Here is a 16,605-nt window from a genome sequence, read left to right as displayed (position 1 = left end):
TCACGTAAGGCCGCCTCCTTTATTTTCAAACTGAATGGACCGGTCAATGATTCGTTCCAAGTGTTTTTTTTGTTTCTCCGCTTTTTCGACTTCGAAACCGTAATCATGATCACCGGTATCGAGAATGATTCGAATATCTTTTTTATCCGTTTCAAGTGCGATTTCAAGACTGTCGACGGCACGGCGTTCTGTCACATCAAGTGCTTCCGTCAATTTGAGAATTGATCCGAGTAAGTCAAACCGTTCGATTGATTTATCCGTAAACCAGTCCTTAAACGGTTTTAAGAGTTGCTGCATCCGTTTCGAAGAAGAATAGGAACTGACGAGTGCCAGAGCTAACCGGTCTTTATGCGTCATTCCTTTTAAATCCGTATTGGTCAAAAGATAAAACGTTTGGTTGGAGCGGGTATCCGGATTGATGTACTGTCCGCAGTAAAGTAAGCGGCTGGCGGAATCGAGTAATCGTAAGTCAGCCGCCCGGTTCGGGATGATATCGAGTGTGACCAGTTGGCGGTAAATTGATTTAGCAATCGTTCCGAGATAGTTCATCCGGTCACGGTTGACTTTGTAATCACTTTCCAGCTGGTAAAGACTTTCTTCGCGTACATTCTCGATCCGCCGCTGTTCCTGTTCGTGTAAATCATATTCGTAGACAAGGCCTTCCCGTAACCCGTAATTACTCATCACGAACTGCTCTGCCTCGATATGTAGTGCCAGTTCATGAATTGCGATTAATGCAGGTAAGAAGATGTCGACCCGGTCTTTAGATAATCCTTCAACTTTCATTAACTGTTTAGGGGCTTTGTCTTCGAGCTCATCAATCAATTTTCCCAACTCTTTCGAACGGACTTGGTATTGGTGGATACCATGCAGAGGATAGTCGAGTGTGGATTGATGAATACGGACAAAGTTTCGAGCCGATCCGCCGACACCGATTAAAGGAAGTTTTTTGTTTTTTAACCATGTAATTTCATCGAATTGTTCCCGCAAGAATTTAATCAGCTTCTTTTGTTCACCGGATGTCATGGTTTCTCCGGAGAGGAATTGCCGGGTCAGTGTGACCGCACCAAAAGGAAAACTGTGATAAGCAATCATTTCCCGGTTTTCAATTAAGGTGACTTCCATGGATCCGCCACCAATATCGACAGAGTACCCGTCGGTCAGGAAAGTAGAATTGATGATGGCGAAATAACCGTAGTAAGCTTCCTGCTCATCGGACAGCACCCGCATCGTAAAGGGTGTCTCCTGTTCGACAGCATAAACGATGTCTTGCCGGTTACTTGCATTCCGGATCGCGGCTGTCGCCACACAAATCGTTTCTTCGACATGATGCGTAATACCGATTTCGTGAAAACGTTGCAGTGTTTCACAGAGCAAGCGGATTCCGACAGAGTCGAGGGCACCTTCCGCATCGATATGAGCGGAGAGTCGAGCGACGACCTTGACGTTGATTTTTTCAATATATCGACCGGAATCGATCGGATGGAAAATGACGTACCGGATCGAGTTGGAACCGATATCGATGACTGCTAGTTCATTTTTCAAAACAAAACCGCCCCCTTTGAGTACTCAATCCATCTTTTCCCGAATCGGGGATTCTGAAAACGACAGCTTGTATCCTTTTATTGTACCTTGTGCATCTCCGGAAAACCGTCTATTCACAAAAAAGTTACATCGGTTGCAACGCAGAGAGGCTGGCGCTATAATAAGACAGTTGATAAGACGTAACTATTCCGTTTTAACACGAGACGGAAGGAGAGAATAGACATGACAGAACCAATTATTGAAATCAAACAACTGACATATGATTATCCGGACCGGCGCGTTCTAAACGAAGTGACGTTTAATGTGCAACAAGGACAATTCCTCGCCATCGTCGGTGAAAATGGTTCCGGGAAATCGACGTTGATCAAATGTATGCTCGGCTTATTAAAACCGAAGGGGACGATCCGGTTGTTCGGGCAGGATCAAGCGGCCTTCAGTGACTGGTGGCGCATCAGTTATGTTTCCCAAAAAGCAGCATCGTTTAATTCAGGATTTCCGGTCACGGTCGCTGAAGTCGTCGAAATGGGGCTGTATGCGAAAAAAGGATTATTTCGGCGTGTGACAAAACAGGATCGCCAAAAAGTAAGAACTGCGCTTGAAACCGTCGGCATGTGGGATCGACGTGATTCGAAAGTCGGTGACTTATCCGGTGGGCAGCAACAGCGGGTCTTTATCGCCCGCGCGCTCGTCAATGATCCGGATCTGATGATACTGGATGAACCGACGGTCGGAGTCGATCAGCGGTACGTCAAAGAGTTTTATGAAATCCTGGAAGAACTGCGGCGTGATAAAAAACGGACGTTTGTCCTTGTGACACATGATATTCACTTTGTCAGCAAGCTTGTGACGGATGTGATTCATCTCGTCGACGGACGGCTCGGGTGTAATTGTGGTATTAAAGAATACTGGGAACTGGATGAGCAGACGATTCGGTCCTTGTACCCGGTTCCGGGACGTGTCCTGATACACGAAGGGGAGGTCGTCCAGTGATTGAAGCATTCATGACATTGAAGTTTCTGCAATATGCACTTGTCGCGGCTGTCCTGATTGGTTTTACCGCTCCGTTAATCGGTTCGTTTGTCGTCGTCCGACGGATGAGTTTAATTGCGGATGCGTTATCACACGTCACCCTGGCCGGAATTGCCCTCAGCCTGCTGATATCCGGCATGGTAGCGAGTCTTGCCGATTTGAATCCGCTTTACCTCGGGATCGTGACCTCGGTCATCGCGGCATTGACGATTGATTGGCTTCGCGCGAAATATAAACATTTTCAAGAGCTTGCCATTCCGATCATCATGGCGACGGGGATGGGACTTGGTGCGATTTTCATCAGCTTGGCAAACGGCTTTTCGATGGACCTTGTGTCCTTTTTGTTCGGGACAGTCTCCGCTGTCACCTTGACGGATGTCTATACGATTTTGATTGTCACAGGTGTGGTCATCTTATTTGTGATTGCCTTTTATAAAGAGTTATTGTTCTTATCCTTTGACGAAGAACAGGCACGCGTTTCCGGAATTCGTCTTCGGTTAGTGCATATTCTATTTATGATCGTTGTTGCTTTGGTAATTGCGATTAGTATGCGAGTCGTCGGGATTTTGCTGGTTTCCAGTTTGATCACCTTACCGGTTGCGGCAGCACTTCGACTTGCCAAAAGTTTTAAAGCGACGATTTTTTATGCCATCGTGTTTGGCGAAGTGGCAACAGTTGCCGGCTTGATTCTGGCGTATCAATTTGATTTGGCGCCGGGCGGTATGATTGTCATGCTGGCGGTCGCAGAACTTATTCTTGTCATGGTGATTGAACGGTTTTGGATCGGAGGGAAATTGCATGAAAAAAAACATCGAACAAGCGCGTGAACGGATGAAGGCATCCGGTTTCAAAATGACACCTAAGCGTCTCGATTTATTGGCCTATCTGTTTGAAGCTAACCGTTATGTCAGTGCGCGGGAAGTGGCGGAGGAGTTGCGTGTATCGCATCCTTCGCTCAGCTACGATACGATTTACCGGAATTTAAATGATTTTGCGGCAATCGACATTTTAGAGACGACGGAACTCGACGGGGAAATGAAATTTCGAGCTGCCTGTCAGTCGGGACATCATCACCATCACCTGATCTGCCGGACATGCGGCAAGACGGAGACACTCGATGTCTGTCCGATGGAATGGGTTTCGCCGATTAAGGACTCCGGTTTTGAGGTCGAGGATCATAAATTTGAAATTTACGGACGCTGTGCCGCTTGTCAGAAATAAGCGGGATGCGTTTGAAGAGTGTAACGAAAGTGACGACTGATAAAGTAGAGGGGCGGATCGCATCCGGCCCTCTCTTTTTGCTGAAAATCTCTCGATTCGTCCCGGCTTGAAATGAAACAAAACGGGAATAGGACGAACAGAGGTGATGAAAATGATTTATGATGCACAAGAAGCACGCCAAATTGATGAATGGGCAAAGACATCCGGTTTACCGCTCGAAGTATTAATGGAACGAGCGGGTAGTGAAATCGCAAAGCGAATCAAGAACAGGCATACGAAGGAAGAGCGGATTCTGATTATGTGCGGGACAGGCAATAATGGGGGAGACGGTTACGTGATTGGCCGTGAACTCGTCCGGGACGGGTACGACGTGACGATGCATGCGCCGTTCGGCGAGGCGAAAACCGCGACCGCTCATGTGCATCAGTACTATGCAGAAAACTTCGGACTCGCGACGGAGGCAGTCTGCGGACAATATGACGTAATCGTCGATGGTCTCTTTGGAACCGGATTTGACGGAGACCGACTGACGAAATCGATCCATGATGTATTTGACTGGGTGCGTGAACAACAACAACAAGGAGCAAAATTATACGCGATCGATATACCGAGCGGCATCCCGTCCAATCAAACGACCGGGTTTTCCGGACAAGCAATCCGTGCTGATGTAACTTTTTCACTTCACGCCTTTAAGCGATCCGCCTTCTTGTTGAAGACGGCTCCGTTCTTCGGGAAGCTGGAGAAGATCGATTTGGGATTGCCGGCTTTTGGGGGATGGCAACTGATGTCCGAATCGATTGCGCCGTTATTGACCCGTGATCCGTACGGTCATAAAGGGACATACGGAACAGCACTGTTGATTGGCGGAAGCGAGACGATGCCCGGTTCGATTCAACTGGCTGCCCGCGCAGCGTTACGATCCGGAGTCGGGAAATTACAAGTCGCAACGGTTCCGACAGCACAAATCGGACTCATCATGAATGCACCGGAAGCGATGGTTCTCAATCAGATAACGACAACCATTCAAGAGGTGCTCGATCAGGTGGATGTCGCGGGAATCGGCCCCGGATTGACTTCGGATTCGATTTCCGATTGGATCGAGCTCTTATTCGCGCAAGACATTCCGGTAGTTCTTGATGCCGGGGCGTTGATCCGCGACAGCTATCCGGAACGGAAGGCGGCGATTGTCGTCACGCCACACATCGGGGAATTTGCACGGATGACGAAACGGACTGTCCGGGAAATCCAGGATGACTTATTCGGACAGGCGAGCGAATATGCGGTCTTGCATCAAGTGATCGTCGTCTTAAAAGCCCATGTGATTCTCGTTGCAACACCAGAGGGCGGTGGTTACCTGATAAACGGGGCATCCAGCGGGTTGGCGAAAGGAGGCAGTGGCGATACGCTGTTTGGTATCCTCACAAGTCTGCTTGGTCAAAAGGAATACTTTAAACACATCCCGGTTGAACAGTTGATTGCACTTGGTGCATCCTGGTACGCCCAAGCATCCAAGCAGGTGGAACAACATATTCATCCAAGCAGTATCGTGGCGACGGATGTGATTGATCAACTTGGACAAGTAAAAAACTGAGCCAAGAGGTCTATTTCTTCAATTGAGAAGAAGTAGACCTCTTTTGTTAAAAGAATAATTGCTGGCAGAGGAAGAGCAGGAGTATGATGAAGTGACGCCGAATGGCTAAACAGTCTAATTTTAAGAAAGGAGGAGACAGATGCCTGTTAAAACAATAGATGAAATTGTCCGTAATCAACAGCGCTGGATCGGAAATTTTGCGTTGTTCTTAATGAGCGTCGGCGCCCTGATTTTTTTAGGGACGACGGATCAAACCATTCAAAATGCCTATTTAAATCAGTTGACGACTGTGGCTGTTTTGCTTTGTATTGGAATCATAACCTTTTTGATCAGCCGCAGTCGGTTGACGGCTCATCATAAATCACACTTTCTGTCCGTCATGTTACTGAGTATTCCGTTCGCTTCCATCAGTATGTTGCCTTATGCCGCAGTTACCGTCTGGGCCAGTTGTTTTTTATTTTTAATGATCGCCCTGATTGCCTATGACCGGATTATGATTTGGTATGCCATTGTCCTCATCGTCGCGACGAATGTATTCATCATGGTACGCTCGGATACGATTCTTGTGGAGATTGATCCGACAGATCATTACGCCAGGCTGGGGATGATCGGGATTGCTATCTGTATCGCTTTAATCATCAATCATCTGCATCTTCGTAATCTCAGTCGTCTGCAACAACTGGCAGATCAATTGCATGAGTCGGCCCGCCACGATTTACAGACGCAACTGCTTAATGTCCGCGGACTGGAAGAACGATTTCTGCATGTGGATCAGAAGAATTTGTTACTGGTCGGTGTTCATCTGGAAAACTATCATGAACTCGCACGATATTTTGGAGAGGAAATTCAGCAACAGGTCTTATTTGATTGCATAGAACGTCTGAAAACATTGTTACCTCCTTATTTGACGATGGTGCGAGTCGAAGGGGGAACGCTGATGGTCGTCATGGAGAAACCGCCCGGCGTATCGTGTGAGGAGGAAATGACACGTCTCAGTCAACGTATGTCTGCTCCGTATCAGGTCGAACACCATCAAATTTATGTTAATCTCTACATTGTCATCGATGACGGGGAAGTGGATCAACTCAGTATGACAAAACGGATTCATCAGATCACCTCCGCTTTTCCGGAAAGTATCCGGGATTCGGAAAAAGTGATGTGCCTGAATCAAGAATGGCGCAAAGAACAATCGCTTCGTGTTGAAGCCGCCAAAGCATTGTCGCGAGCAGATGTAAATCATGATTTTTATTTGGTCTACCAATTGCAGTATGATTCCAATCAGGACCGTTTCATTGGATTAGAGGCCTTGATTCGCTGGAATACGACCATTCCGGGAGCAGAACGTCCGACGGTTTTCATTCCAATCGCAGAAAAAAGTGACTTGATCATCCGGTTAGGCGAGTGGGTTTTCGAAGAAGGATGTAAAACAAGAAAACGGCTGATTGGACTCGTTCCGGAGGAGTTTAGTCTGTCGGTCAACGTATCTCCGCGGCAATTGACGCATGAGTCGTTTATGCCGTTTATTGAGCGGATGTTGCTGAAATACAGCTTGAAGCCGAAGCAGATTAAAATCGAAATTACAGAAAGCCAGTCTTTGGATTTTGAAAGTCAGCCGATTCTTCGGGCATTGCGCCGGATTAAGACACTGGATTTCCCGGTCTCATTGGATGATTTCGGGACAGGACACGCCTCGTATCATGTTCTGGAACGGTTATTGCCGCTTCGCCAGCTGAAAGTACCAAAACAATTCATTGAACAAGTCGAAGAGTCTGAAAAAAGACAGTCGATTTTAGAGTCGATTTTTCAGTTGAGTCAATCGATGCATGTGGAATGTATCGTCGAAGGGGTCGAGACGGGAGAAGAGGTACAAATTGCAAAAGACATCGGAATTCATTTATTCCAAGGTTATTTTTTTGCGAAACCTGTTCTGCTTGAAGAAATCATCTGTTTACTGGAAACTAAAAAAGCGGAAACGACAGAATGATGTCGTTTCCGCTTTTATTGTTTCAGCGAATTGGGGCAAACTTATGAATTTGTTGGACGGCCTCATTCCAAGAGGAGACACGGACAATATTGTCCGGAACGGGACGACGATTATAAGGAGCGTCAAATAAAATGACGGGAATCGACGTATCCTCTGCAATTTGAATCGCATTCTCGAGACGATCTTCCATAAAAAGATCGAGGGACAAATCACGAACGACTTGTACTTTGTCGTGTGAGCCGGTCATGATCAGCGAGTCGAGCGGTAATTCGTGCTGTTTAATCCATTCTTCCGTTACGGGACGAACGATTTCTGACCGGGCCGTCACGTAATGGAGATCATATTGTTTTCTTAAATCCCAAAGGTGCTGTTTGACAAGTTCTTGCGGGATGGATTCACGGTAGATGCCGAGTTCATGACCCGATTTGACCATGAATTCCCAAAACTCGATTTGCTCCATATCCGTATAGGTATGAAGTTCGTATTCAGAGGCCATCTCAAAATCAATCGATGTCCCGAGATATTTGTTCATATAGTTAAAGCATGAAGAAGGATGAGTGATTGTTCCATCAATATCAATTCCGATTTTCACTTACATCACCAACATTCTATAAATTTTCTGCCACTAGTATAACACAGTCGAAAAGCCGAAACGAAAAAAAGAGTCGCTCCCGAGGAGGACTCTTTTTTATTATGCTTGACTGGCTTTAGCGGCTTCTTTTTCCGCTTCTTTTTCAAGAACGATCGCATCGATTTCTTTTTTCAATTCTTCGACCATTGTTGCTTCCGGAACTTTACGGATGATTTCTCCGTGACGGAATAACAATCCTTCGTTACGGGCACCGGCAATTCCGATATCGGCTTCACGGGCTTCCCCAGGACCGTTGACGGCACAACCGAGAACTGCAACTTTGATGTTAACTTGAATTTTATCGATATAATCTTCGATTTCTGCTGCAATCGCCATTAAGTCGATTTCAATCCGTCCGCATGTCGGGCACGAAATCAATGTTGCCGCGTTGGCAGCAAGACCAAATGATTTCAAGACTTCTTTTGCAACTTTAACTTCTTCGACTGGATCAGCAGAAAGAGAGACACGGACTGTATTCCCGATACCGCGTGACAGAATCGCTCCGAGACCGGCAGCTGATTTTAAAGAACCTGTCCGTAAAGGACCAGATTCCGTGATTCCGACGTGCAACGGATAATCAAACGACTCGGAAGCGAGTTGATATGCTTCAAGCGCCAATTGAACGTCAGATGCTTTCAAGGAAACGATGATATCGTGGAAATCGAGATCCTCAAGAATCTTAATGTGGTGCAAAGCACTTTCGACCATCCCACGAGCTGTCGGATAACCATATTTCTCAAGAATGTGTTTTTCAAGTGAACCGGCGTTAACACCAATCCGGATTGGAATGTTTTTCGCTTTTGCTGCGGTAACGACCGCTTCGACTTTCTCGCGGCGTCCGATATTACCCGGGTTGATGCGGATTTTATCGACACCCGCTTCGATTGCCATGAGCGCAAGTTTATAGTTGAAATGAATATCTACGACAAGCGGGATGTTGATCCGGCTCTTGATTTCTGCAAGTGCGAGCGCATCACGTTCTTCTGGACAAGCAACGCGGACGATTTGGCATCCTGCTTCTTCAAGGCGTAAAATTTCAGCGACAGTCGCTTCGACGTCGTGTGTTTTTGTTGTCGTCATACTTTGAATGATGACTTCATTATTTCCACCAATGACAAGGTCCCCAACACGAACGGGACGAGTCTTAGAGCGATGGACCATTTTCGGCATATCGAAAATCTCCTTTTGTGGCATAACGCCAGATTGTTTGTGACTACTTGTACTATCATATCGAACTATTCCCTAAAAATCGAGAAACAAGAACGAAAATTGAACATTTACAATTGTTTAACACGAATAGTGGAAAGTCAATCCGTCGCCGGACGGACGTTTTTCACGAAAATCCAGTCCTTCCTGTTATTAAGAAGACGGACGGGATGATTTTTTCTTTTGCCGGGCAAGCAGGAGCGGGGTCAACGAATAAATCAAGTGACCGGCGATGATGAAGACAACTCCTAAAGTCGGATGGCCGAACTGATACAGGAAAACACCGATTGGAAAGGTCCAGATGTTGGCAGCGACCGTATAAGGAAACACTTGGCGGTAAGCCCAGGGTCTCGGCAGAACCCATTGGATGAACCATCGATTCAGATAGGAAACGAATAACAGATACAATAAAATCGCGATGGCGATAAAGATGAAATGCAGGATGAACCAAATAACGAACGGGATCGACTGCTGAAGAAAGATGCTGTCAATGATTGTTGACCACAAGGAAATCCATGCTAATCCACAAAAATAAAGGGAGACATCGGCAAGGCGAGTCTTTAAAAAACCGCGGTTTGGAACTAAGGTAGTTTGTAAGTAATTAAGTAGTTGACTTAAAAAATGCAATAAAATCACTCTTTCTTCTGTTTTATAACAATGATTAAATATGATGATATATCGTTTGTTTTTAAGGGTTTTACTGTATTGGTACAGATTAATAAAACCTTAACAATCGAATGTTTAAAAAACTATTTACAAGTTCATCAGACCTTTACATAATAAGGGAGGTTGAAACAATGAATTCTTTACAACAAATCAATTCCACTTTTTATATGAGGAGATGACAAGATGAACTATGATTTACAGGAAATGATTTTCACCTTTATCGGTGGACTCGGTATTTTCCTATTCGGTATTAAGTATATGGGAGATGGTCTTCAAAAAACAGCGGGAGACCGTCTGCGGTATATTTTAGATAAATATACGTCGAACCCGTTTCTCGGAATTTTGGCTGGTATTGTCGTCACAGTTCTTATCCAATCGTCATCCGGAACAACCGTCATCGTTGTTGGTTTGGTCAGTGCCGGATTAATGAACCTGCGTCAAGCAATCGGTGTCGTCATGGGAGCGAACATCGGGACAACGATCACAGCCTTCATCATCGGCTTTAACGTCAAAGAAGCAGCACTCCCGGCGATTGCGCTTGGAGCGTTCCTGATTTTCTTCTTCAATAAAGAACGGATTCAATACATCGGTCAAATTTTCTTTGGATTTGGAGCTCTCTTTTATGGATTGACCTTAATGGGAGACGGGATGGCACCGCTTGAATCGAGCGAGTGGTTCCGCGACTTGACGGTTTCAATGTCGGATAGTCCTTTACTCGGTGTTTTTGTCGGAACAATCTTTACGATTCTCGTTCAGTCATCCTCTGCAACGATCGGGATATTACAAGAGTTGTATGACGGCGGTATGATTGATATCAAAGCAGCATTGCCGGTTTTGTTCGGTGATAACATCGGAACAACGATTACGGCAGTCCTCGCAGCACTCGGCGCATCGATTGCTGCAAAACGGACAGCCGCGGCACACGTCATCTTTAACATCGTCGGGACGGTTATTTTCCTACTGGCTTTACCGCTGTTCTCAAGCTTCATTACGTGGATCACCGGTGCGCTTGATTTGGAACCGAAAATGCAGATTGCCTTTGCCCACGGGACGTTTAACGTCGTCAACACGCTGATTCAATGCTGGTTCATCGCCCAAATCGCATGGCTCGTCCAAAAAGTCGTCCCGGGAACGGATACGACCGTCGACTCAAAGCCGCGCCATCTCGATCAAAATATCCTGAACCAATCGTCGTCACTTGCGCTGAGTCAGGCAAAACTGGAAGTGTTGCGGATGGGAGAATTCTCGAAAGACGCACTTCAAAAAGCACATCGTTATACACAATCACACGATAAAAAAGATGTGTCGGATGCAGGGCAGATCGAATATGCAATCAACCATCTGAATACGGAAGTCACGAGCTATCTTGTTAAGGTCGCAGCACATGACTTATCGGAGCGCGAATCCAATGATCACTCGCTTCTCATGCATGCGGTCAACGATTTTGAACGGATTGGTGATCACGTTGAAAACGTCATTGAGTTGGTCGATTTCCAGATCGTTAACCGAATCACGTTTACCGAAAAAGCGAAAAAAGAACTCGATGAAATGTATATCCTGACGCAAAAAATCGTTGAGACTGCCATCAAAGCAGTTGAACTCGATGATGTTTCATTGGCACGCCAAGTGCTTGAACTGGAAGGAAAGCTTGATTCACTGGAACGTTCATTCCGGAAGCACCACGTCTTACGGGTGAATTCAGGCGAATGTACAGGTCAAGCCGGTATGATTTTTGTTGACTTGTTGTCGAACCTCGAACGGATTGGGGACCATGCTGTTAACATTACGGATTTGGTGCTTGAGCAACGTTCTGGAACGGCATAAATAAAAATATGATGGAAGAGGAATTTCTGAATAGAAATTCCTCTTTGTTTTTTTAAGATAATTTATTGACATTTCAGAACGGTTTTAGTAATCTAATATTAGTTGTTTTTAACCATCATGGCGGTGTAGCTCAGCTGGCTAGAGCGTACGGTTCATACCCGTGAGGTCGTGGGTTCGACTCCCTCCGCCGCTACTATTACTTAAGGACCCTTAGCTCAGCTGGTTAGAGCTGACGGCTCATAACCGTCCGGTCGCAGGTTCGAGTCCTGCAGGGTCCATTGTATAAACGTACACTCTTTTTTTAGGGTGTGCGTTTATTTTTGGTTGCTTGGGGAATATTAAAGATATTGTAATAATGTTCATACAATAATATTCATACTATGGCAATTTAAGGGAGAGCGAAGAGAGATGGAACGTAACCATACGATGATGCAGTTTTTTGAGTGGCATGTAGAGAATGATGGGAAGCATTGGCAACGCTTGAAAGAGAGAGCGCCGGAACTGCGTGCTGCAGGCATCACATCTGTTTGGATTCCACCAGCGTCAAAGGGGCAATCAGATGAAGATACAGGGTATGGCATTTACGATGTCTATGATTTAGGAGAGTTCGACCAAAAAGGAACGGTTCGTACGAAGTACGGTACAAAAGATGAGTTGATCGAAGCGATTCAAGTTGCTCACGAGAATGATATCGCGATTTATGCCGATGTCGTCATGAACCATAAAGCAGCCGCCGATGAACTCGAAACGATTAAAGTAGTCGAAGTACATCCGGAAGACCGTTCGCAAGAAATTTCAGAAGAGTTTGAAATCGAAGCCTGGACGAAGTTTACGTTCCCGGGCCGAAACGGTAAATACTCGGATTTCATCTGGACACATGAATTTTTCAACGGGACGGATTTTGATGCCCGCGAAGAAAAAACGGGTGTCTTTAAGATTTCCGGTAAAAATAAAGATTGGAACGATCAAGTAGACAATGAATTCGGAAACTATGACTATTTGATGTTCGCCAACATTGATTACAACCATCCGGAAGTACGGGAAGAGATGATTAACTGGGGGAATTGGTTTAAGGAAACGATCAATTGCCAAGGTTTCCGATTGGACGCGATCAAACACATCAACTACGAATTCGTCAACGAGTTCGCGAAATCGATGATCGGAGACGATCCGGACGGTTTTTATATGGTCGGTGAGTTCTGGAAATCAGATTTAGATGATTGCCGTCAATTTTTAGACAGCGTGGATTACACCATCGACTTATTTGATGTGCCGCTTCACTATAAATTCCATGAAGCATCACAACAAGGACAGGATTTTGATTTGACGACGTTGTTTGCGGACACACTCGTCGAATCCCACCCGACGAATGCCGTGACGTTTGTTGATAATCATGATTCCCAACCGGGCGAATCGCTTGAGTCGTGGATTGATGACTGGTTCAAACAACATGCATATGCCTCTGTTTTATTACGCAAAGATGGTTATCCGTGTGTCTTTTATGGAGACTACTACGGTGTCCAGGGACCGCATCCGGTCGAAGGTAAAAAAGAGATGATCGATGCATTGTTGTATACACGTTACCATAAAGCATACGGCGAACAGGAAGATTATATGGATGATGCACATTGCGTCGGCTGGGTCCGTCGCGGTGTCGAAGAATTCCCGAACTCGGGATGTGCCGTCTTGCTTTCGAATGCGGATATGTGCGAAAAACGGATGTTCGTCGGCGAAACGCGTGCCGGAGAAGAGTGGTTTGATTATACGAATCACCAAGAAGAGCCTGTTGTGATCGATGAAGAAGGTTTCGGTGTTTTCCCTGTTCCAGGTGGCGGTGTCTCGGTATTCGCCCCGCGTGACGAACAGTAATTTCTGAGGGTCATTGCTTGCGCCTGACCAACTATTTTTGCTAGTCTTAAAGAGTAGTGAAATTCCGAAAATAGGATAAAGGGGGACATGAAAATGTCAAAATTTGAATTACCAGAACTCGGCTACGCTTATGATGCGCTGGAGCCACATATCGATGCTCGTACGATGGAGATTCACCACTCTAAACACCACAATACGTATGTCACGAACGTTAATGCAGCACTTGAAGGGTCAGAGCACGAAGGGAAATCACTTGAAGAATTACTTCAAAACCTGGATTCACTTCCTGCAAACATTCAAACAGCTGTCCGTAACAATGGTGGCGGTCACTGGAACCACTCGTTCTTCTGGAAACTCTTGAAAAAGAACGACGGATCAGCTCCAACTGGAGAACTTGCTTCAGCAATCGACGAGTCATTCGGTTCGTTCGACGCGTTCAAAGATGAGTTTGCAAAAGCAGCGACAACACGTTTCGGTTCAGGTTGGGCATGGCTCATCGTTGACGGCGGTAAATTAGCAGTCGTTTCAACACCAAACCAAGACACACCAGTCATGGAAGGGAAAACGCCGATTCTTGGACTTGATGTTTGGGAACATGCGTATTACCTCAACTATCAAAACCGTCGTCCTGATTACATCAACGCATTCTTTAACGTCGTTGACTGGGATCACGTGGCAAAACTTTACGCTGACGCAAAATAATCGTTATATCAAAACATCGGTTCCTGTTCCGGGAACCGATGTTTTTTTAATGCGGAAAATGATGGGATAGGTTGTTATGGAAAGTTTCCTTCTATATAATGAAACAAGATGACTTTTTGAACGATAGGGGAGTACGCCATGGCGAAACGAATCACGGTGAAGGGAAAACGGCGGAATCATCTGCCGCTTCGCCTTAACTTAATGTTTTTTGTAGTATTTTTATTGTTTGCGATTTTAATCTTTCGCTTAGGTGTCGTCCAGATTGTGAATGGTGAAAAGATTTCACGGGAAGTTCAAAAGACGGAAATGATTGCATCAAAATATGAAGTTCCCCGCGGAAAGATTTATGACCGGGACGGAAGACTGTTGGTCGATACGATTTCGAAATATTCAATTGTCTATCGTCGTTCCCAAAATACGAAAGTCGACGAACGGATTGAAATCGCATCTCGTCTTGCGGCAATCATCAATCTTCCGAAAGACGATTGGAAAGTAACGGAACGCGACATGAAAGATTACTGGGTAGCCGTCAACAGTGAAGAATCGGATCGACGCTATAAGCAGGCAGTGGAAAAACGTTATCCAGATGCCGAAGAGCAGAACAAGCTGTCGATTTCGGAACAGGATCAAATCCGTCTCGATACGATTACGAAAAAAGATATCGATTTTGATGATAAGACGATGGAAATCATCGCCATCAAACACAACATGGAAGTCGGTTACGCGCTTGACCCGCAACTCGTTAAACTAGGAGCGAGCGCCAAGGAGATGGCGATTATCGATGAAAACCTGGAAGATTTAAAGGGTGTATCGGTGGAGCCGTTTTATGAACGCTCTTATCCGTATGAAGGAACGCTGCGAAATATCTTCGGCAAGTACTCGAAAATTCCGGCTGAACAGCAGGCGGAGTTTAAAGCAAAAGGATACAGCCTGAACGACCGGGTCGGAACATCATTCCTTGAGCAACAGTATGAAGATCTGCTCCGCGGAAAACCGGCATACGATGTCTATGAAACGTTTAACGGTGAACCGGTTGGTGAACCGAATCGTGAAGAAGGCGAATCCGGGAAAGACCTTGTCTTGACGGTTGATGCAGAATACAACAAACAAGTTGATCAGATCTTGCAACAAGCCATCAAGATGGGGCGCGGTATGGGAAGCGGTTATCTGAAAGAAGGATATGCCGTCGTCATGAATCCGAAAACCGGTGAGATTTTGGCCATGTCCGGTCAAAAGCTCGATACGGCAACCAATAAATTCAGTGATGTTGCGATTAATAACGTGTTGACTTCTCTGCAAATCGGTTCAACGATTAAAGGGGCAACGGTCGCGATGGGACTTGAAGAAGGAGTCATCCGTCAAAACGAAGTCATCAATGATGCACCGATCACAATTGGTGGTACGAAAAAAGGATCGTATGTCAATATGGGACCTATTACGGACCTGACGGCACTCGAACGTTCTTCAAACGTCTACATGTTTAATATTGCGATGCGGATGGCAAAATATCCGAGTAACGGTGTCGCCGGTGCAAGCGTCGATGCAGCGGCAGCGATCATGCAGAACTATTACAGTCAGTTTGGTCTTGGCGTAACGACGGGTATCGATCTTCCGTACGAAGCCAAAGGGGTACAAGGGACGCCGGACCGTGTCACACTCTTGATGGACCGCGTGATTGGTCAGTATGATGCTTTTACACCGCTTCAAGTTGCACAGTATGTTTCGACACTCGCAAACGGCGGATACCGGGTGCAGCCGCACTTCTTAAAAGAAGTTTTGGCTTCGAACTCGATTGAAGACGAAACGAAAAAAGTCGATTACAGCTTTAAAACGAACTATTTAAACCGGATTGAAGTCAGTCAAGCGAATATTGATCATGTCCGCGAAGGATTCCACCGTGTTGTCAAAGGGGAACGCGGGACAGCCAAAATCATCGCCCAAACCGGTATTGATGCGGCAGCGAAAACGGGAACGGCTCAGGTCAGTGTATACGGCGAAGACGGAATTGCACTTCGGGACGGCAGCGGACAACCGGTTCGTTCATTAAACTCGAACTTGGTCGGCTGGGCACCGTACGATAATCCGGAGATGGCATGGGCCGTGTTCCTTCCATATATGGAGCAGGAAACCGTCAACTCGAAAATTGGTCATGATTTAGTGAAAGCATACTTTAATGTGAAAGACGTTCCATGGCAGACTAAGCCAAATTAACTAGTAAAGAGGCTGGGACATAACTAGCTGACTTGTAAAGAAAATAAGGGATTGCCATCGTCACGATGCGCAATCCCTTATTTTTTCGTCACCTCTTATCAAATTGCCCCTCGGGCAATACTTTGG

The 16,605-nt window shown here is 45.8% G+C and carries 13 protein-coding genes and 2 tRNA genes; 11 read left to right on the top strand and 4 right to left on the bottom strand.

The genetic code is table 11. The annotated features are described in order from the left end of the window. Positions 1 to 1,545: a Ppx/GppA family phosphatase gene (locus tag R7V76_RS13430; protein ID WP_318093136.1), complete on the bottom strand. Its 1,545-nt coding sequence runs from the start codon at positions 1,543 to 1,545 to the stop codon at positions 1 to 3. 222 nt (positions 1,546 to 1,767) lie between these two features. On the opposite strand from R7V76_RS13430, the gene R7V76_RS13425 reads away from it, so the two are divergent. The 5 genes from R7V76_RS13425 to R7V76_RS13405 all read left to right on the top strand — a co-directional run bounded on the left by R7V76_RS13425 (position 1,768) and on the right by R7V76_RS13405 (position 7,370). Next, positions 1,768 to 2,535: a metal ABC transporter ATP-binding protein gene (locus tag R7V76_RS13425; protein WP_318093135.1), complete on the top strand. Its 768-nt coding sequence runs from the start codon at positions 1,768 to 1,770 to the stop codon at positions 2,533 to 2,535. After that, positions 2,532 to 3,401 (top strand): metal ABC transporter permease, encoded by an 870-nt coding sequence (locus tag R7V76_RS13420; RefSeq protein WP_318093133.1) that lies wholly within the window; start codon positions 2,532 to 2,534, stop codon positions 3,399 to 3,401. The genes R7V76_RS13425 and R7V76_RS13420 overlap by 4 nt, the downstream gene beginning before the upstream one ends. Next, positions 3,373 to 3,795: a Fur family transcriptional regulator gene (locus R7V76_RS13415; RefSeq protein WP_012369754.1), complete on the top strand. Its 423-nt coding sequence runs from the start codon at positions 3,373 to 3,375 to the stop codon at positions 3,793 to 3,795. The genes R7V76_RS13420 and R7V76_RS13415 overlap by 29 nt, the downstream gene beginning before the upstream one ends. A gap of 145 nt (positions 3,796 to 3,940) precedes the next feature. Further along, positions 3,941 to 5,386 (top strand): NAD(P)H-hydrate dehydratase, encoded by a 1,446-nt coding sequence (locus R7V76_RS13410; protein ID WP_318093130.1) that lies wholly within the window; start codon positions 3,941 to 3,943, stop codon positions 5,384 to 5,386. Positions 5,387 to 5,525: 139 nt separating this feature from the next. After that, positions 5,526 to 7,370: a GGDEF domain-containing phosphodiesterase gene (locus R7V76_RS13405; protein ID WP_318093129.1), complete on the top strand. Its 1,845-nt coding sequence runs from the start codon at positions 5,526 to 5,528 to the stop codon at positions 7,368 to 7,370. A 22-nt stretch (positions 7,371 to 7,392) separates the two neighbouring features. Here the strand turns inward: R7V76_RS13405 and R7V76_RS13400 are convergent, their stop codons facing one another. The 3 genes from R7V76_RS13400 to R7V76_RS13390 form a co-directional block, all read right to left on the bottom strand. Beyond that, positions 7,393 to 7,962 (bottom strand): 5' nucleotidase, NT5C type, encoded by a 570-nt coding sequence (locus R7V76_RS13400; RefSeq protein WP_131503170.1) that lies wholly within the window; start codon positions 7,960 to 7,962, stop codon positions 7,393 to 7,395. A 99-nt stretch (positions 7,963 to 8,061) separates the two neighbouring features. Further along, positions 8,062 to 9,171 (bottom strand): flavodoxin-dependent (E)-4-hydroxy-3-methylbut-2-enyl-diphosphate synthase, encoded by a 1,110-nt coding sequence (ispG, locus tag R7V76_RS13395; RefSeq protein ID WP_012369758.1) that lies wholly within the window; start codon positions 9,169 to 9,171, stop codon positions 8,062 to 8,064. Positions 9,172 to 9,360: 189 nt separating this feature from the next. After that, positions 9,361 to 9,714: a hypothetical protein gene (locus tag R7V76_RS13390; protein WP_318093128.1), complete on the bottom strand. Its 354-nt coding sequence runs from the start codon at positions 9,712 to 9,714 to the stop codon at positions 9,361 to 9,363. A gap of 342 nt (positions 9,715 to 10,056) precedes the next feature. Between R7V76_RS13390 and R7V76_RS13385 the strand changes: the two genes are divergently transcribed. The 6 genes from R7V76_RS13385 to R7V76_RS13360 all read left to right on the top strand — a co-directional run bounded on the left by R7V76_RS13385 (position 10,057) and on the right by R7V76_RS13360 (position 16,479). Further along, the gene (locus R7V76_RS13385; RefSeq protein WP_318093126.1) at positions 10,057 to 11,697 is read left to right on the top strand and encodes a Na/Pi cotransporter family protein; all 1,641 of its coding nucleotides are present in this window, start codon (positions 10,057 to 10,059) and stop codon (positions 11,695 to 11,697) included. A 119-nt stretch (positions 11,698 to 11,816) separates the two neighbouring features. Continuing rightward, positions 11,817 to 11,890 (top strand) — tRNA-Met (locus R7V76_RS13380). An 11-nt stretch (positions 11,891 to 11,901) separates the two neighbouring features. Then, positions 11,902 to 11,975: transfer RNA gene (locus R7V76_RS13375), tRNA-Ile, on the top strand. A 130-nt stretch (positions 11,976 to 12,105) separates the two neighbouring features. Further along, a complete protein-coding gene (locus R7V76_RS13370) occupies positions 12,106 to 13,566 on the top strand; it encodes an alpha-amylase (RefSeq protein WP_318093124.1) in 1,461 nt (486 codons plus the stop codon). A 93-nt stretch (positions 13,567 to 13,659) separates the two neighbouring features. Beyond that, positions 13,660 to 14,268 (top strand): superoxide dismutase, encoded by a 609-nt coding sequence (locus R7V76_RS13365; protein ID WP_318093122.1) that lies wholly within the window; start codon positions 13,660 to 13,662, stop codon positions 14,266 to 14,268. A 138-nt stretch (positions 14,269 to 14,406) separates the two neighbouring features. Beyond that, positions 14,407 to 16,479 (top strand): peptidoglycan D,D-transpeptidase FtsI family protein, encoded by a 2,073-nt coding sequence (locus R7V76_RS13360; protein WP_318093120.1) that lies wholly within the window; start codon positions 14,407 to 14,409, stop codon positions 16,477 to 16,479. Positions 16,480 to 16,605 lie beyond the last annotated feature (126 nt).

The organism is Exiguobacterium artemiae (assembly GCF_033342815.1).
GTDB classification, from domain to species: domain Bacteria; phylum Bacillota; class Bacilli; order Exiguobacteriales; family Exiguobacteriaceae; genus Exiguobacterium_A; species Exiguobacterium_A artemiae_A.
Note: the sequence above shows the minus strand (reverse complement) of the source record. Positions and strands in the feature narration are given on the sequence as shown.